The 17,529-nt window shown below is 54.8% G+C and carries 21 protein-coding genes; 9 read left to right on the top strand and 12 right to left on the bottom strand.

Annotated elements, in window-relative coordinates; translation table 11 throughout:
• Positions 1-6: 6 nt before the first annotated feature.
• The 12 genes from KO486_RS08135 to KO486_RS08080 all read right to left on the bottom strand — a co-directional run bounded on the left by KO486_RS08135 (position 7) and on the right by KO486_RS08080 (position 9,686).
• Positions 7-1,230, bottom strand: a complete 1,224-nt coding sequence (locus KO486_RS08135) for a cysteine desulfurase (RefSeq protein ID WP_216036743.1) — start codon at positions 1,228-1,230, stop codon at positions 7-9.
• Positions 1,227-1,916, bottom strand: coding sequence for a YIP1 family protein (locus tag KO486_RS08130; protein WP_216036742.1), 690 nt, complete (start codon positions 1,914-1,916; stop codon positions 1,227-1,229). The genes KO486_RS08135 and KO486_RS08130 overlap by 4 nt, the downstream gene beginning before the upstream one ends.
• The gene (locus KO486_RS08125; protein ID WP_216036741.1) at positions 1,853-2,338 is read right to left on the bottom strand and encodes a hypothetical protein; all 486 of its coding nucleotides are present in this window, start codon (positions 2,336-2,338) and stop codon (positions 1,853-1,855) included. Before KO486_RS08125 ends, KO486_RS08130 begins: the two co-directional genes overlap by 64 nt.
• Positions 2,338-3,639 carry a Fe-S cluster assembly protein SufD gene (gene sufD / locus KO486_RS08120; RefSeq protein WP_216036740.1) on the bottom strand — a complete coding sequence of 434 codons (1,302 nt, stop codon included), beginning with the start codon at positions 3,637-3,639 and terminating at the stop codon, positions 2,338-2,340. The genes KO486_RS08125 and sufD overlap by 1 nt, the downstream gene beginning before the upstream one ends.
• Positions 3,639-4,394, bottom strand: coding sequence for a Fe-S cluster assembly ATPase SufC (gene sufC, locus KO486_RS08115; protein WP_216036739.1), 756 nt, complete (start codon positions 4,392-4,394; stop codon positions 3,639-3,641). The genes sufD and sufC overlap by 1 nt, the downstream gene beginning before the upstream one ends.
• An 84-nt stretch (positions 4,395-4,478) precedes the next feature.
• Positions 4,479-5,006: a hypothetical protein gene (locus KO486_RS08110; protein ID WP_216036738.1), complete on the bottom strand. Its 528-nt coding sequence runs from the start codon at positions 5,004-5,006 to the stop codon at positions 4,479-4,481.
• 147 nt (positions 5,007-5,153) lie between these two features.
• The gene (locus KO486_RS08105; RefSeq protein WP_216036737.1) at positions 5,154-5,969 is read right to left on the bottom strand and encodes a polysaccharide pyruvyl transferase family protein; all 816 of its coding nucleotides are present in this window, start codon (positions 5,967-5,969) and stop codon (positions 5,154-5,156) included.
• Positions 5,970-5,978: 9 nt separating this feature from the next.
• On the bottom strand, positions 5,979-6,296 hold the full coding sequence (locus KO486_RS08100) for a heavy metal-binding domain-containing protein (RefSeq protein WP_216036736.1): 318 nt from the start codon (positions 6,294-6,296) through the stop codon (positions 5,979-5,981).
• On the bottom strand, positions 6,293-6,472 hold the full coding sequence (locus KO486_RS08095) for a hypothetical protein (protein WP_216036735.1): 180 nt from the start codon (positions 6,470-6,472) through the stop codon (positions 6,293-6,295). Before KO486_RS08095 ends, KO486_RS08100 begins: the two co-directional genes overlap by 4 nt.
• A gap of 3 nt (positions 6,473-6,475) precedes the next feature.
• The gene (gene sufB / locus KO486_RS08090; RefSeq protein WP_216036734.1) at positions 6,476-7,999 is read right to left on the bottom strand and encodes a Fe-S cluster assembly protein SufB; all 1,524 of its coding nucleotides are present in this window, start codon (positions 7,997-7,999) and stop codon (positions 6,476-6,478) included.
• A gap of 63 nt (positions 8,000-8,062) precedes the next feature.
• Positions 8,063-9,106, bottom strand: a complete 1,044-nt coding sequence (locus tag KO486_RS08085) for a cysteine desulfurase family protein (RefSeq protein ID WP_216037537.1) — start codon at positions 9,104-9,106, stop codon at positions 8,063-8,065.
• Positions 9,107-9,227: 121 nt separating this feature from the next.
• Entirely contained in the window at positions 9,228-9,686 is a 459-nt protein-coding gene (locus tag KO486_RS08080) for an Rrf2 family transcriptional regulator (protein ID WP_216036733.1), read from the bottom strand.
• Positions 9,687-9,864: 178 nt separating this feature from the next.
• Here KO486_RS08080 and KO486_RS08075 point away from each other — a divergent pair, with 178 nt between their 5' ends.
• The 9 genes from KO486_RS08075 to typA all read left to right on the top strand — a co-directional run bounded on the left by KO486_RS08075 (position 9,865) and on the right by typA (position 17,492).
• A complete protein-coding gene (locus KO486_RS08075) occupies positions 9,865-10,518 on the top strand; it encodes an alpha/beta hydrolase (protein WP_216036732.1) in 654 nt (217 codons plus the stop codon).
• Complete coding sequence (locus KO486_RS08070; protein ID WP_216036731.1) at positions 10,518-10,757, top strand: hypothetical protein; 240 nt, start codon at positions 10,518-10,520, stop codon at positions 10,755-10,757. Before KO486_RS08075 ends, KO486_RS08070 begins: the two co-directional genes overlap by 1 nt.
• A gap of 10 nt (positions 10,758-10,767) precedes the next feature.
• Positions 10,768-11,208, top strand: coding sequence for a hypothetical protein (locus KO486_RS08065; protein WP_216036730.1), 441 nt, complete (start codon positions 10,768-10,770; stop codon positions 11,206-11,208).
• Positions 11,209-12,360, top strand: a complete 1,152-nt coding sequence (locus KO486_RS08060) for an HD domain-containing protein (protein WP_216036729.1) — start codon at positions 11,209-11,211, stop codon at positions 12,358-12,360.
• Between the two features lie 210 nt (positions 12,361-12,570).
• Complete coding sequence (locus tag KO486_RS08055) at positions 12,571-13,785, top strand: NADP-dependent isocitrate dehydrogenase (RefSeq protein WP_216036728.1); 1,215 nt, start codon at positions 12,571-12,573, stop codon at positions 13,783-13,785.
• A gap of 111 nt (positions 13,786-13,896) precedes the next feature.
• On the top strand, positions 13,897-14,508 hold the full coding sequence (locus KO486_RS08050) for a YitT family protein (protein ID WP_216036727.1): 612 nt from the start codon (positions 13,897-13,899) through the stop codon (positions 14,506-14,508).
• 58 nt (positions 14,509-14,566) lie between these two features.
• Positions 14,567-15,196 (top strand): YitT family protein, encoded by a 630-nt coding sequence (locus KO486_RS08045; protein ID WP_216036726.1) that lies wholly within the window; start codon positions 14,567-14,569, stop codon positions 15,194-15,196.
• An 11-nt stretch (positions 15,197-15,207) separates the two neighbouring features.
• Complete coding sequence (locus KO486_RS08040) at positions 15,208-15,543, top strand: SMR family transporter (RefSeq protein ID WP_216036725.1); 336 nt, start codon at positions 15,208-15,210, stop codon at positions 15,541-15,543.
• A gap of 131 nt (positions 15,544-15,674) precedes the next feature.
• Complete coding sequence (gene typA / locus KO486_RS08035) at positions 15,675-17,492, top strand: translational GTPase TypA (protein ID WP_216036724.1); 1,818 nt, start codon at positions 15,675-15,677, stop codon at positions 17,490-17,492.
• Positions 17,493-17,529 lie beyond the last annotated feature (37 nt).

Raw genomic sequence — 17,529 nt, 5'->3', positions numbered from 1 at the left:
CGAGCGTCATGCAAACAACTTGTGGCACAATTCAAGCGCATCGACCAAAGCATCCACATCATCGGTTGTATTATACATCGCAAAAGACGCGCGGCAGGTTGCTGTTAGCCCCAGATGGTCCATCAATGGCCCCGTGCAATGTTGCCCTGCCCGCACCGCGACGCCCTTTTTATCAAGCACTGTCGAAATGTCATGGGCGTGCGCCGCACCGTCTAATGTAAAGCTAAAGATCGCAGCTTTGTTCGCCGACGTCCCCTGCACGTTAAGCCAGTTCAAACCGTCCAGTTTACTGCGAGCGTAATCGCGCAATGTCCGTTCGTGGGCTGCGATGTTTTCCATCCCGAGGCCCATCATGTAATCAAGCGCGACACCAAAACCGATGGTTTGCACGATGCCGGGGGTTCCGGCTTCGAATTTCATGGGGGCGTCGTTGTAGATCACGTGATCTTTGTGGACCTCACGGATCATATCTCCGCCACCCATAAAGGGGCGCATCTCTGCCATGCGTTCGGCGCGAATGTAGATCGCGCCTGACCCAGACGGCCCGTAAAGCTTATGGCCGGTGATCGGGTAAAAATCACAGCCCAAATCTTCGACGTTGACGGGCATATGAACCGCACCTTGGCTGCCGTCTACAAGCGTCGCGATGCCCTTTTCACGGGCCGCGTGGCAGATCGTTTTGACATCAACAACCGTGCCCAAAACGTTTGAAAGTTGGGTTACGGCGATCAATTTGGTCCGCTCCGTCACAGCATCCAGAACGCGTGCCGGATCCAGATCGCCATTGGTGTCGATATCCACCCAAACCAGTTTCACCCCCATACGTTCGCGCAGGAAATGCCATGGGACGATGTTGGCGTGGTGTTCCATAACGGACAGGATGATCTCGTCGCCCGCTTTCAGATTTTCCATGGCCCAAGCGTAGGCAACCGTGTTGATGCCTTCTGTGGTGCCAGAATTCAGAACGATGGAGTTTTCGTCCGTCGCACCGAGGAACTTGGCAATCTTGGCCCGCACGCCTTCGTAGTTTTCGGTGGCGAGATTGCTCAGATAATGCAGCCCGCGGTGCACGTTAGAATACTCTTCCGCGTAGGCGGTCGTGATGGCGTCAATCACCACCTGCGGTTTCTGAGCAGAGGCCCCGCTGTCGAGATAGACAAGCGGCTTGCCGTTCACTTCACGGCTGAGGATCGGGAAATCGGCGCGAACCGAGGCGACGTCAAAAGTCATAGTGTTTCCCCCGCGACGACTGCGTCGGGACCAAGTCCAAACACAGCGCCCAAGACAGTGATAAAGATGTAAACAGCGAGGAACGACAGAACGATCACAGCAACGGTTTTACCCATGTTATTGAAATCGTGCCCAACATTCACAGCATTTCCAAGCCCGCGCAAAAACACAAACCCGCCGAACAAGGCCAAAAGCCCACCTAGGATCGGTTCTATGAAGAATACGACGATCACAACCAAGAAGATCAAAGCCGCGACCAGCTGAATAACCGCCGTCACCGCCATAATATCATTCAAGCCGCCCTGCCCGCCCATAGCAGCACCTATGCGGTGCACCGCAAAGGCAAGTGCGATGCCTTGCAGCGACGACAGCACGCCTTCCATAAGGGGGTTTTGGCTAAGTGGCGTTATCTGTTGCTCAGCGAGTTCAATGTTGGCGAGCATCGCTTCAAACGCATATGAAAAAATGCCGAAGGTGATGCCGGACACAACGCCAGCCAGAACGATCAAGATGATCGAAACCTCAAGCGGCAGGCGCGCCTCTTTTACAAGAGATGATGCCATCCTTGGATTTCGGATCGTTAGCTTGACCCACTCCAACATGCTTTTGAATGTAAGATCCATTAGTCCGCCTTTGAAATTTCGGCCAAGCCGCTGATCCAGAACCACAACAACACGGCCAGCCATATCCCACCGACCAGTGTGGTGCCCGGATGTTCCAAACCGTTTAACCCGACCAGAAGCCCATAAAACAGGGCGATCGGCGTCGCTGCCAGCCAGCCCCAAAACACCGCAACCCGTGCGCCATACCCCGTCGCATTTGGACGGATCAGCTTGGTCACGGCAAACAGAATGCCTGCAATCAGGTAGAACACCAGCGGCAAGAGCATCAGCAACGTAAAGAAGGCATAGATGGTGTCTTGTTGAAAATCACTGCCCGTCTGAACCGCCTGTCGCTGCAAACCAGGCAGTCGAGAGATGAACATCAAGAAGCAGCCAATCATCAACCACAGGATGCCACGATCTTCGCGTGGCCCCATGCCGTAAAGCCGCCGCACCACTTGGCGCGGACGGCGATACGTTTCCACTATGTCCTGCGTGACAGGCATCAGCTCGCGCGCCGCGCAAGCCAGCCCTCAAGGCGGTCCAGCATGGCTTCTGCCAAGGTTTCATCCTCGATCTCTTCCAAGGCTTCTGCCAAGAACGCCAATACCAACAGGTCGGTTGCTTCGGCTTCAGGAACCCCGCGCGAACGCAGATAGAACAGCGCCTCTTCGTCAATCGCACCCGTGGTTGAGCCATGCGAACAGATCACGTCATCCGCATAGATTTCAAGTTCAGGCTTCGCGAGGAACTGGCTGTCACCATCCAGCAGCAAAGACTGGCTGATTTGGTAACCGTCTGTTTTCTGAGCGTCTGCTTTCACAAGGATTTTGCCTTGGAACACACCTGTCGCGCCATTGCGCAGCACTTTCTTGAACACCTGACGGCTTTCACAGTTCACGGCGTCATGTGTGATAAAGACCGTGTCGTCATGGTGAAAATCAGCACCATCCCCAACGCAGGCCCCAGCCACAGTCGCCTTTGCATCGTCGCCAGTCAGTTCGATCACGCATTCATTGCGCGTCAACACGCCATTCATCGTCAATGTGAACGATTTGAACGTGGATTCCGTGCCAAGACGGGTGAAAATGCCCGTTACCGCGCGGCGTTCATGATCACGTCCTTGGACGCGCACATGGTGGAACCCTGCGTGATCCGCGACCTCGACTTCCATGGTTTTGTTAAACCGTGCCGCGGCCGGACCTGTTTCCAGCAGTGTCAGATCTGCGCCTTCGTCCAACTTGATGCAGTGATGAAGGATCACGTCAGAATTGTCTGATTTATGAAGGTACATCAGGTTGATCGGCTTGCTGACTTTGCCAGTCGCGTGAAGGACAATCCCGTCGGTCGCAAAGGCCGTGTTCAAAGCCGCAAGTGGGCGTTCAACAACCTCTTGGCCGCGCTGTTCAAGTACGCCGTATTGGTCTTTCGCCCAGTGGATGTCTTTGTTCATGACATCGGACAGGCGTTCGATCGTGACCCCTTCCAATGACAGATCATCAGAGGCGTCCGCATCAAACACACCGTCCACGAACACGATCTTAAGACGATCAACGTGGTCCCACAGCGGCGCTTCGCCACCGTCAAACGTTGCCGCTTTTGGTGGCTCTGCCTGCACCAGCGTGTCCGGCTTGGTGAATTTCCAATACTCATCGCGCCCGTGTGGCAGGCCCATTGTTTCAACGCGGGCCAATGCGGCCTTACGGGCGTCCTGCGCCCACGTCGCACCGTCTGGCAAAGTCATCGAGGACAGGCGCGCTTGCGTAGTGTCCTGTTTGATTTGCAGCATTTTCTTTGGAGCAGCCATTAAGCCACCTCCGCCAGAATGTCGGCATAGCCGTTGTTTTCAACTTCAAGCGCCAGCTCTGGGCCGCCCGTTTTGATGATACGGCCATCCGCCATGATGTGAACAACGTCCGGTTTGATGTGGTCCAATAGACGCTGGTAGTGCGTGATTACAAGGAAACCGCGGCCTTCGTCACGCAGCGCGTTTACGCCCTCAGAAACCAATTTCATCGCATCAACGTCCAGACCGGAATCTGTTTCGTCCAAGATGCACATCTTTGGCTCAAGCATGGCCATCTGAAGGATCTCGTTACGCTTTTTCTCACCACCGGAGAAACCAACGTTCACAGGGCGTTTCAGCATATCCGCATCGATCTTAAGCGTCTTCGCCTTAGCGCGGATCACTTTCAGAAACTCGCCAGCAGACATCTCGTCTTCGCCGCGCGCTTTGCGCTGTGCGTTTACCGCTGTGCGCAGGAACGTCATGTTGCCAACGCCCGGAATTTCAACAGGATACTGGAACGCCAAGAACAAGCCGGCAGCGGCGCGTTCTTCGGCTTCCATGTCGAGCAGTTCTTCACCACCCAAGGACGCAGAACCCTCAGTGACCTCATAGCCTTCTTTGCCGGACAGAACGTAGGACAACGTGGATTTACCAGACCCGTTCGGCCCCATAATCGCGTGCACTTTACCGGGCTCAACCGTCAGGTTGACGCCTTTCAGGATCTGCTTGTCTTCTTCTTCAAGTTTGACGTGTAGGTTTTTGATTTCTAGCATCTTTTTCTCTTTCCAAATACGGCTAGAGGGCGCGCACGGATGCGGCCCTCATCGTTGATTTCATCATGTAGGTTGGTGTTAGGTTTAGGTGAGCAGCGTCGCGCTGGCCATCATTTCTGTAACCCACGCGTCCGGATAGAACCGCGCGTAGACCTCGGGTGCGAGTTTCACAAGATCGGCTTCGAACATCACTGCGCCCACGAAGCCAGCCATTTGCAGTGGCACGGTCCGCTTGGAGGTCAGACCCAAAACGAACATGGTCACGAGGCTGATCAGAACGGCCAGCGACAGAGCGATTGGTAAACTGGACAAGACCGAAGCGGCGTCCACGCCCTTTTCGGCGGCAAATGCCATTGCTTTGTCGAAGTACGTAAAGTCGATCCAACGCGCAGCGATCACGCTGCCCGCTCCTGCAACCAATGCGGCCACATAAATCAGCGGATTGCGCTTCTTCTGGGTGGATTTCTTCATCATTTTCACAGGTGTTTTCTTCAGAAAACTGCGCTCGTCGCTCGTCGTGGCGAGGCCCTGACCGGGAACAGTCCATGATGTCGTATTGCCGGAATTGATTTTGCTCATCCGTTCCGCAAATGTTGTTGTGCTGACAGCCATGACCGAAGATCCCTCTAATTTCCGACTCAACTTTTAGTGGTGAGTTGAGGCCGAAATGGGGCGCACCACGGGCAGCACAGGGGCGTTCTTGGGCAATCGTAGCCTCTTTTGGCAAAGTGACGCTACGTCCGTTCAAAGAAAGTGCCATTATGCGGCCTCCCTTTGTTTAAGCCCGTCAGGAAAACTTTCAACGAGCGCTTCTTTTGCGATGGCGATTCCGTCGGCGTATGGCAGCGTCCCGTTTGGCGCGTTCGACGCCACATCTGTGATTTCATGTTGTTCGATCGGTGTGCCCAGCGCACGGCCAATGCCAGCAGCGTAATCATGGAATTTCAGCATGGCCCCGCCATGGATGCCAAGCGGGTCCAGCCAAGTGTTGGGAATGCCATACGCGTCTGCCGTGATAAGCCCGTGCAAGGACTGGCTTATGACATGCGAACAGCTTGCGATCTCACGCACCACGGCATGGGGATCGGGATTGCGCACGTCGATTAGCTTGATGTGCGTGTTATCGGCTGCGATCTTTGCAAAGCGTTCATCATCCGCGAAATGCATATGTGGCACGAGGCCGACAACATCTTGGCGTTCAGGCGGATCGCCCAGCGCATCGGCGATCAAAAGCCCCGTATCACCGAACAAGCGATCATCGCGCTGCAACAAGGCCGCTGTGATCGGCCCACGCAGCAAAGCCACGCGTACGTTCTTAAGGAAACTCAGGTCCGCGATGCCCGACATGGCCCCCGTACCCCAAATAAACGGCTTACCGCCCTTTTCGCGTGGCTCGTTCTGGTTGTTCTTGACCATCTTCATCAAGCTGCCCAGCGCGTACATCTCGCAGTTTTTATGCCCAGCCCATACAACATCCCGCCCTGCCACATGGGCGACGATGGTGGCGCTGATCGCGTCACCAAAGTTCTGTTCTTTGTTGTAGTAGAACAGTTTGAGGGGGGAGCTGTAGGTCATGACGTGCGATCAGTCCCGCGTGACCGTCACAGCCGTGCCCGATGCACTGACCATAAGCATGTTGTTGATGACTTCATAATCAAGATCAACGCCAACAATCGCGTTTGCGCCCAAGGCCACCGCTCGTTCTTCCATCTCATGGAGAGCCGTGACCCGCGCTTTGCCGAGTTCCTGCTCATAGGCAGCAGAGCGGCCCCCGACAATATCGCGGATCCCAGCAAAAACATCGCGAAAGATGTTGGCGCCAAGGATAGCCTCGCCAGTAACGATGCCTTTGTAATCCTTGATGCGTTGTCCTTCGATAGAAGGTGTTGTCGTAACAATCATTGCTTGCCCTTTCTATAAAGGTAGAAGCCGATTTTAACCGCGCCGTAGATCGCAGCAAAAACCAGCGCGTCCAATGCAGCGTCGCCGATCTCTCTCGACCCGATCAGGACGATAAAACCAAAGTACACGCAGGAAGCGATCAAGATATTCCCAATCAAGGGCAACGCAGTCTGCATGGTTTACCCCACAGAGCCTTCAAGGCTGATCGCGACCAAAGCCTGTGCTTCCATGGCAAACTCCATCGGCAATGCTTGCAGCACTTCTTTGGCGAACCCGTTGACGATCAAAGCCACGGCCTCTTCTTCGTCCATCCCGCGACTACGGCAGTAAAACATTTGATCATCGTCGATCTTGGAGGTCGTGGCTTCGTGCTCTACGCGGGATGAGTTATTCTTCACCTCGATATAGGGCACTGTGTGTGCGCCACACTTGTCGCCAATCAAAAGGCTGTCGCACTGTGTATAGTTGCGGCTGTCTTTGGCTTTCGGGTGCATGGACACCAGACCACGGTAGGTGTTCTGCGCTTTACCCGCTGAGATGCCTTTGGACACAATGCGTGACTTGGTGTTCTTGCCAAGGTGCACCATCTTTGTGCCTGTGTCGGCCTGCTGCATGTTGTTGGCAATAGCGATGGAATAGAATTCGCCTTGGCTGTCGTCCCCACGCAGAATGCAGGATGGGTACTTCCATGTCACAGCGGAGCCTGTTTCAACTTGGGTCCACATCACTTTGGAGCGATCCCCACGGCAATCGGCGCGTTTGGTCACGAAGTTATAGATACCACCTTTGCCGTTTTCGTCACCGGGGTACCAGTTCTGAACGGTGGAATACTTCACCTCAGCGTCGTCCATAATCACGATCTCAACCACAGCGGCGTGCAGCTGTGCCACGTCCCGTTTAGGGGCGGTACAGCCCTCAAGGTAGGACACATAAGCGCCCTCGTCACAGATGATCAGAGTACGTTCGAACTGGCCTGTGTTTTCAGCGTTGATGCGGAAATAGGTGGACAGTTCCATCGGGCATTTAGTGCCTTTGGGAATGTAGACGAACGATCCATCCGAGAATACCGCACTATTGAGCGTCGCATAAAAGTTGTCTTGTACCGGCACGACGGACCCAAGGTACTGTTTGACCAACTCAGGATGCTCGCGGATCGCTTCTGAGATGGAACAGAAGATTACGCCAGCCTTTTTCAGCTCGTCTTGGAAGGTGGTCCCAACAGAGACGGAGTCAAACACAGCATCCACAGCAACTTTGCGCGGCGCGTCTGACATCTCTTCTGCGCCTTCAACACCGGCAAGGATCGCCTGCTCTTTCAGCGGGATGCCCAGCTTGGCGTATGTCGCCAACAGCTTGGGGTCCACCTCGTCCAAGGACTTTGGCTTCACTTCCATGCTCTTGGGGCGCGCATAGTAGTACTGGTCTTGGAAATCGATCTTTGGGTAATCGACCATCGCCCACTCAGGCTCTTCCATCTTGAGCCAGCGCGCGTAAGCCGCCAGACGCCAGTCCAGCATCCACTCTGGTTCTTCGTTCTTTTCAGAGATCAGACGCACGATGTCCTCGGACAGACCAAGCGGCGCATAATCGGTTTCGATGTCCGTCTCCCAGCCGTATTTATAGGTGCCAGAGAGCGCGGCAACCGCATCTACGGTGTCCTGATCGACGCCGTCTTTCACGTCTACTTTATCTTTCACATCCATCTGCTTCTCTTCCTTCATTGCGCCACACGTTCACGTGTGGCGGGCATCATTGCGACCAATCCGTTACCCGTGGCGGGCGCGGTGCTTGGCCAATCTGTCTGTCCAGACGTCAACAAACCGGTTGACGTCGTCCACTGTGTTTTCGGGGCCCAAAGACACCCGTATCGCGCTTGCGGCGTCAGTCTCACTATACCCCATGGCTTGCAAGACCCCGCTTGCTTTGACCTTGCCACTGGAACAGGCAGACCCCGCTGAAACCGCAATCCCCGCAAGGTCCAGCCCCATGACCTGACGCTCCCCCGTCCACCCCGGCGTGAGCAGGCAAGATGTATTGGGCAACCGCGCCTGCTTATTCCCGACCAAAATAGTCTCCTTTGACGCAGCCTCAACCCCATTTTCTAGAATACTTCTAAGTTTCTCGACACGCTCCCAAACACCGCTTTCAAGATCGCGCATCGCGGCCTCGATTGCAGCGCCCATTCCGGCAATACCGATGATGTTTTCAGTACCCGATCTGCGGCCCATTTCCTGACCACCACCGGTGATTTGTGCAGCGACATCCGTCCCTTGCGGAAAAACCAAAGCGCCCACGCCCTTGGGGCCGCCAAACTTATGGGCCGACAGAAACACCATACCAATGCCAGACCACGAAAAGGAGAACGGCAAACGCCCGACCCCCTGCGTAATATCGGATACGGCCAACCCCTGCGGCAAATCCTGCACAACACCGGTTTCCGAGTTGGCCCATTGCAAAACACTGACATCGGGATTCGCAACGATAACCCGCCCAGAGGGCTCAACGGGTAAATCCGTCTCAACCCAGCCCTTAAGCGCATCATGCTCAATTGCGGCCCCATGCAGCCCACGCCCCTTACAAGCCAGCGCTGCAGCTTCGGTTGAACCAGATACAAACACCACATCAGCACCTGACGCCCCAATGGCGTCCGCAATTTGCCCACGGGCTCGCTCCAAAAGCGCCTTGGCCGCGCGCCCTTCGGCATGCACCGAACTCGGGTTGCCCACCACATCCATCGCGGCAATCATCGCGGCGCGCGCCTGCGCACAAACAGGCGTGGTCGCATTATGATCCAGATAGACCCGCTTCACCTCAACCCACTCTTCATTGCCTTTGTTTGACAAATACCTCGGGGGTGAGCGCGCAGCGCGAGGGGGCTAGCCCCCTGCACCCGCCCGCCGCAGGCGCTGATCGCAAGATCATTCCCCCTCATCACCCGTCCACAACCTCAAACAAGTTCGGAACGGCCGGACAAGGCGCCAATCCGTTCTCGACAACATCGCTCAGCCGCGTCTGGTGCAAGAACACATAGACATGCGCACTCAGCCCCTCCCACAAACGGTTGGTCATGCTTTGGGCGCGTGAACCCGACGCCCCACCAGAGGCACCGGCCCCTTGATGCATAGCGCTCACGGTCTCATCAACCGCCCCAAGGATATCAACGACACGGATGTCTGACGCTGCTTTTGCCAAACGGTAACCGCCACCCGGCCCACGCACACTTTCGACCAACCCCGCACGGCGCAGTTTCACAAACAACTGCTCAAGATAGGGCAAAGACACATCCTGACGTTTCGACAATTCCCCAAGGCTGACAAGCGTGTCAGCGGGTTGAAGCGCGATATCCGTCAAAGCGACCATCGCATAACGGCCTTTTGTGCTTAATTTCATAGCTTTCGCCCCCACTTCGGGTCGCGCAGGCGTTGACGTAGCCCCAGCACCCTATTAACTCAGTCAGACAACGCAGCCCTAAGGGCGCGCGATTTAGAATCTTTCTAAGGTGGTCGAGGGTTTTCGTCAAGAATGCCAGTGACTCCAACGAAACCGAATTAGTAATGAACGGACTCCTATGCCCGAAGTCATCTTCCCTGGCCCAGAAGGCCGCCTCGAAGGCCGCTACCACCCCCAAAAAGAACGCGACGCACCGATCGCCATCGTTCTTCATCCCCACCCGCAATTTGGCGGCACGATGAACAACAAGGTCGTCTACAACCTGCACTACGCGTTCTACCAGATGGGCTTTACGGTTCTGCGGTTTAACTTCCGCGGTGTTGGGCGCTCGCAAGGTGAATATGATCAAGGCGTTGGTGAATTGTCTGATGCGGCCTCCGCGCTCGACTATCTCCAGTCCATGAACAACAACTCCAAGCACTGCTGGGTCGCCGGGTTCAGCTTTGGCGCGTGGATTGGCATGCAGCTGTTGATGCGTCGCCCGGAGATCACGGGTTTCATCTCTGTGTCTCCGCCAGCGAACATGTATGACTTCAGCTTCCTTGCGCCGTGCCCGTCTTCTGGCCTGATCATCAACGGCGCGGCGGACCGCGTGGCGCCTCCTGCGGATACTGTGAACCTCGTGAACAAACTTCATGAACAGAAGGGCATCACCGTCACGCACGACGAAGTCCCCGGCGCGGGCCACTTCTTTGAAGACCCACACATGGATCCGATGATTGAAACAGTGCAAGGCTATGTGAAGCAACGCCTGACAGAGAACACCCGCTGATGTCTGACACCGTAACCAAACTGGCGGCCAAGCTCGCCGAAGATGTTGTCGACGTTCAAGATGCGACAGGCGAAAGCCGTCTGTTCATCGAACTTGGCGAAGTCATTGGCTCAGCATCGCAAACCCTTGAAGAAGCGTTCATGACCGAAGTGCGTATCCGCTTGGCCGAGCGCGTGGCGCGTAAATATCTAGACGCCAAGATTGCCGAGCTTTCGGCACAAGCCACGAGCCAGACTTAGTACCCGAGACATGCAAACAGCTGACCTTGTTCTTATCCCGCTTCTTGATGGCCAACATGCGTTGGCGCAGATTGCGCGGGTTGAGAACGGGTTGGCGTTGCTGTTCTTCACCGATCAGGTTGCAACGCCCCGCAGCACGCCGCGCGCCCTCGCAGATGACGATGTAATTGCAGCGCTCTGCGTTCAGGTTGCCGATCTGCCCTCCGATATCTGGCCGATCATTGGCTATGAGGCCGTTCCGCGAATTGCGCCCTATCACGACACAGCGCTCGACCTGTTCGACACCGTTGACGCAACCCATATCGAAGCCTTTGTGAACGCCGTGCAGGGGCTTTACCCGTGGGACGGATTTCCTGATCCCGATTATTTCACGCTTATGCTGCGTGATGAAAATGCCCTGCCCGTTCGTGCGCGCAAGACAGCTGATTTCCCAAAACCCGAAAGCTCCTAAATGCTGGATCGCATCGCAGCGCAACTCGCCTTTTTAATCGAGGCGGATAAGCTCAAATCCGTAACCCGCGCCAATGTGTTGGCCGATGGGTCGCGCTTGGAAAACACAGCCGAACACTCATGGCATGTCTGCCTTTGGGCACTGATTTTTGCGGATCAATCAGGTGGCGCAAACATTCCACGCGTGATCCAGATGTTGCTGCTGCATGACCTTATCGAGATTGACGCAGGCGATCATCCGATCCACCTGCCCCACAACGCCGATGACGTCCGCAAAGCCGAAACCGCTGCCGCTGATCGGCTCTATGCCTTGCTGCCAGATGATCAGGCCATCGCTTATCGTTTGCTTTGGGATGAATTTGAGGCTGGTAAAACGACCGATGCACATTACGCGCGGATGATCGACAAAGCCGCGCCGATGTTTCTTGAGCTTGCAAACCCCGGCCTTGGCCCGACGGAACGCGATATACTGCACGCCATCCAAGACACAGGGCGTTTTGCTGATCTGAAAAACGACTGGCCAGACGCCTACCAACACGCCTCTAACCTTCTGAACAAGCGTAGCCTTATGCCGCTTGACCCTTTTGCATCGCGGTTGCGGTTTGTGATGGAAGCGGATCAGCTCAAGTCGGTGCTGCGCGGAACGACCCTTTGCGATGGCTCACGGCACGAAAACTCTGGCGAGCATAGCTGGCACATCATGCTTTGGGCGATGACGCTCGAAGAACACAGCCACGCCCCCGTCCAGTTGGATGTCGTGTTGATGATGTTGCTGCTGCATGACCTCGTTGAGATCGACGCGGGCGACAACCCGATCCATGGCGACTATGATGTTGCAGCCGTCGAGGCGCAGGAACAATTGGCCGCTGATCGCCTATTTGGAATGCTGCCCCCCACCCAACGGGATCACTGCCGCGCGGTTTGGGAAGAGTTTGAGACCGCAAGCAGCACGGATGCGGTTTTCGCCAAGTCTTTGGACCGTGTGCAACCGTTGATTTGCAACTTGGAATCCGGTGGCGGATCTTGGCGCGATTACAACGTCACGCGCGAACAGCTCGAAACTCGTGTCGCCGTAAAAGTCAAACGCGGCGCTCCTGCGGTTTGGGACGCTATTGCCCCCCGAATTGATGCTTGGTTTTCCGCCAACACCTAAGAAAGACGTGGGTTTGGGTGACAGTTTACGGTAATTCCCCTTGCCAAATTAGGCCGCCGGCAAGACTGTATTAACAAAGGTCGCATAGCCGCGGTCTTAGCGTCATGCTCCTCATCGTTATTTCTGTATACAATTGCATACAGACCTTTTCACCAGCGCCAACACGCGCTATCCAGTCACCAAATTCGCACCAGTATTAGGATATCCCCCATGGATAAGATCAAAGTAGCCAATCCAATCGTTGAGATGGACGGCGACGAAATGACTCGCATCATCTGGAAGTTCATCAAAGACAAGCTGATCCTGCCCTATCTTGATCTTGATCTGCTGTATTACGATCTTGGCATGGAAAGCCGCGATGCCACGGATGACCAGATCACGATCGATGCTGCTGAAAAGACGAAAGAAGTCGGTGTAGCGGTCAAATGCGCTACGATCACACCTGACGAAGGCCGCGTCGAAGAATTTGGCCTTAAGAAGATGTGGAAATCGCCGAACGGCACGATCCGCAACATCCTTGGCGGCACGATCTTCCGCGAACCTATCATCTGCTCCAACGTGCCGCGCCTTGTCCCCGGTTGGACCCAGCCGATTGTCATTGGCCGTCACGCGTATGGCGATCAGTACAAAGCCACGGACATGAAATTCCCTGGCCCAGGTAAGTTGAGCATGAAATTCGTCGGTGAAGACGGGACCGTCATGGAAGAAGAAGTGTTTGATGCACCTTCCTCTGGCGTTTACCTCGCGATGTATAACCTTGATAAATCTATCGAGGATTTCGCCCGTGCGTCATTTGAATATGGCCTGAAGCGCAACTTCCCCGTCTATCTGTCCACCAAGAACACTATCCTGAAAAAATACGACGGCCAGTTCATGATGACGTTCCAGCGCATCTATGACGAAGAATACAAAACCCAGTTCGAAGAAGCTGGCCTGTGGTACGAACACCGCTTGATTGATGACATGGTGGCCTCTGCCATGAAATGGTCCGGCGGCTATGTTTGGGCCTGTAAGAACTATGATGGCGATGTTCAGTCTGACACCGTCGCACAGGGCTTCGGTTCCCTTGGCCTGATGACATCCCAGTTGATGACGCCAGATGGCAAGATCGTCGAGTCCGAGGCGGCCCACGGCACCGTGACCCGCCACTACCGCCAGCACCAAGCAGGTGAATCGACGTCCACCAACTCCATTGCGTCGATTTTCGCATGGACCGGTGGTTTGCGGCACCGTGCGAAACTGGATGACAACGCCGAGCTTAAGGTTTTTGCCGAAACGCTGGAAAAGGTCATCGTGGATACTGTTGAATCCGGATTTATGACCAAAGATTTGGCGCTTTTGGTTGGACCAGACCAGTCTTGGCTGACCACTGAAGGGTTCCTCGAGAAAATCGACGAAAACCTAAAGGCTGCCCTCACCGCATAAGACGGGACAAACTGATGAAAAAATGGGCTGTCCGTTTGGATGGCCCATTTTTTATGGCCAGCCGCGTTCGGGTGACTTGAAAGGTCAGCACTACTGCCATATCATTTATGCATGGCAATCCAAACAGCAGTCCCGCACCACACGACACTCGACGATGCACAGGGCCTCGCGCTTGGTGTGTTTCTATCCAGTCTTGGCGTGCATGTATTGGCCCATCTTGGGCTGGTCACAGGGCAAACTGCGGGTATCGCTGTGTTGTTCGCCTATGCAACAGGCCTGTCATTTGGCGCCGCGTTCTTTTTGGTTAACCTCCCCTTTTACTTGCTCGCCTATCGCAGGCTGGGTCCCTCTTTTACAATAAAATCAATCGTGTGCGTTACGTCCCTGTCGATCATTGTGGAAATTCTGCCGCAGATTTTTCCGCTGAGACCCATTCATCCCGCCATGGGCGCCGTGACTTTTGGTGCTCTCACGGGGCTCGGGCTTTTGGCTGTGTTTCGCCACAATGGCAGTTTGGGCGGCGTTGGTGTTTTGGCGCTTCTCGCGCAAGATCAATGGGGGCTTAAAGCGGGGTATGTGCAACTGGCAACGGATGGTGTGATCTTTGCAATCGCTTGGCTGATCTTCCCCACATCGATCATTGTCTGGTCTCTGCTGGGGGCTGTCGTTCTTAACCTTGTTATCTTGCTCAACCATCGCCGCGACCGCTATATCGCGATCTAACCCACAATCGGCCTTCTTTTTGATAGACAGCCCGAAATCGGACCGATACCCAATTTTCATGGCAAACACTCAAAACATTCCACCAAAGAACCGTCCACGCCGGCACACCCTTCTTGAAGACGCTCAAGGCTTGGTCACCGGCACCGGCATGGCCGCGACGGGCCTTGTAATCCTGACCCATTTGGGATTGGTCACAGGGCAAACCGCTGGGCTTGCAATGCTTCTGTCTTATGTGACGGGATATTCATTTGCGGTGACGTTCTTTCTGGTAAACCTGCCGTTTTATTGGCTCGGCTACAAAAGAATTGGGCCGCGGTTTGTTGTCAAAACACTGATCTCTGTGGTTCTTGTTTCTGTCTTTTCCATATATTTTCCTATGCTTATGACATTCGAAACCCTTAATCCGTTCTATGGCGTAGCCTTATTCGGCGTGCTGACAGGGGCTGGGCTGCTTGCCATTTTCCGTCATGGTGCGTCTTTGGGCGGTGTCGGCATTCTGGCGCTGTATATTCAAGAAAGCACAGGGTTTCGCGCAGGTTACACGCAGCTGCTGTTTGATGCCTGCATCTTTGGCGCAGCCTTCTTTATCCTCGATCCAAGCGCCGTTCTGCTGTCGATGCTTGGCGCGTTTATCGTCAATATGATTATCACGTTTAACCACCGCAAAGACTGGTATGTCGCCACTTAAAGGATACTCCAATGCCTACGCATTTCATCACGCTCTTCGTTGCTGTCATCTTTGAAACCATCGGGACAACCGCCCTGCAAGCCAGCCAACAATTCACCAAATTCGGGCCTTCGGTGATTGTCGTCATATCCTATGCGCTGGCGTTTTATCTGCTGGCCCTGACGCTCAAACATATGCCGGTCGGGATCATGTATGCGATCTGGTCTGGATCGGGCATTGTGCTGATTTCCGTGATTGGTTGGGTGGTATTTCGTCAAACGTTGGACCTGCCCGCGATCCTTGGAATGGGGATGATCCTGTCTGGGATCGTGATCATTCAGCTGTTCTCTAAAACGGCAGTTCACTAACAGCGCACATTACCCCTTTGCCTTTTGGTGCAAGGCACGGTATGGCCCGCGCAACCACGAATTATGTCTTATCGCTTCGCTACTTGAGGTCGTGTTCAACGTCCCAGAGCGCCTTTACTTAAGGACTACCAATGGAACTGCGTAACATCGCCATCATCGCCCACGTTGACCACGGCAAAACGACCCTTGTGGACGAGCTGCTGAAGCAATCGGGCACCTACCGTGAAAACCAAGCGACAACAGAACGCGCCATGGATTCCAATGACTTGGAACGTGAGCGCGGCATCACGATTTTCGCCAAACCGACATCGGTTGAATGGAAAGGCACACGCATCAACATCGTTGATACGCCGGGCCACGCAGACTTTGGCGGCGAAGTAGAACGCATCCTGTCCATGGTTGACGGTGTTGTCTTGCTGGTAGACGCGGCCGAAGGCCCGATGCCACAAACCAAGTTCGTGACGTCCAAGGCGCTGAAACTGGGCCTGCGCCCGATCGTTGTTGTGAACAAAGTCGACAAGCCAGACGGCGAACCTGATCGCGCACTGGACGAATGTTTCGACCTTTTCGCCAACCTTGATGCTTCAGACGAGCAACTTGATTTCCCAACGATGTATGCCTCTGGCCGTTCTGGCTGGGCCGATCACGAGTTGGACGGCAAGCGTGACGGTCTGGACGCTTTGTTCGATCTCATCATTGAACACGTCCCTGCCCCTGCGCAGGTCGCAAACACTGACAAACCCTTTACTATGCTGGCCACAACACTTGGCGGCGACCCCTTCTTGGGTCGCTTGCTGACGGGTCGCGTTGAAACAGGCACATTGCAGGCTGGCCAGTCCATCAAAGCAATGTCGCGCGACGGCACATTGATCGAAAACTTCCGCTGCACCAAGATCCTCGCATTCCGCGGATTGGAGCAAACAGCGATCGACACCGCCGAAGCTGGCGACATCGTTTCCATCGCCGGTATGACAAAGGCGACCGTTGCGGACACATTAGCAGACACTTCCGTTGTTGAAGCGATCCCAGCGCAGCCTATCGATCCGCCAACCATCACAGTGACTTTCGGCATCAACGACTCCCCTCTCGCGGGTCGCGACGGCAAGAAAGTTCAGTCCCGCGTTATTCGCGAGCGCCTGATGAAAGAAGCCGAATCCAACGTGGCGATTAAGATCACAGACACACCGGGCGGTGACGCCTTTGAAGTTGCCGGTCGTGGCGAACTTCAGATGGGAGTTTTGATTGAGAACATGCGCCGTGAAGGTTTCGAACTTTCGATCTCCCGTCCTCAGGTTCTGTTCCAAGAAATCGATGGCGTCCGTATGGAACCAATCGAAGAAGCAACAATCGACGTAGATGATGAATACTCTGGCGCAGTTATCGAAAAGATCACTGGCACGCGTAAGGGTGAACTGGTCGAGATGAAACCAGCCGGTGCAGGCAAAACCCGCATCATCGCCCATGTCCCGTCCCGTGGCCTGATTGGCTACCACGGCGAATTCCTGACAGACACGCGCGGCACAGGCGTGATCAACCGCGTATTCCACGACTGGGCACCGCACAAAGGTAAGATCCCTGGCCGTCGCGCAGGTGTTTTGATCTCCATGGAAAACGGTACATCCGTTGCGTTTGCCCTTTGGAACCTCGAAGATCGCGGTAAGATGATGATCGGCGCACAGGCTGACGTTTACACGGGTATGATCATTGGCGAACACAGCCGTGAGAACGACCTCGAAGTGAACCCGCTGAAAGGTAAGAAACTGACCAACGTGCGCGCGTCCGGTACGGATGAAGCCGTTCGCTTGACGACACCGGTAATCTTGTCCCTGGAAGAAGCGATTGCTTACATTGATGACGACGAACTGGTTGAAGTTACGCCGAATGCGATCCGTTTGCGTAAGCGTTACCTTGACCCGCACGAGCGTAAGCGCCACGCGAAGAAAGAGTGATAATTCACTGATTTAGAAAACAAAAAGGCCCGCGCTT

The sequence above is a fragment of the Octadecabacter sp. B2R22 genome, assembly GCF_018861045.1.
Lineage (GTDB): Bacteria > Pseudomonadota > Alphaproteobacteria > Rhodobacterales > Rhodobacteraceae > Octadecabacter.
Note: the sequence above shows the minus strand (reverse complement) of the source record. Positions and strands in the feature narration are given on the sequence as shown.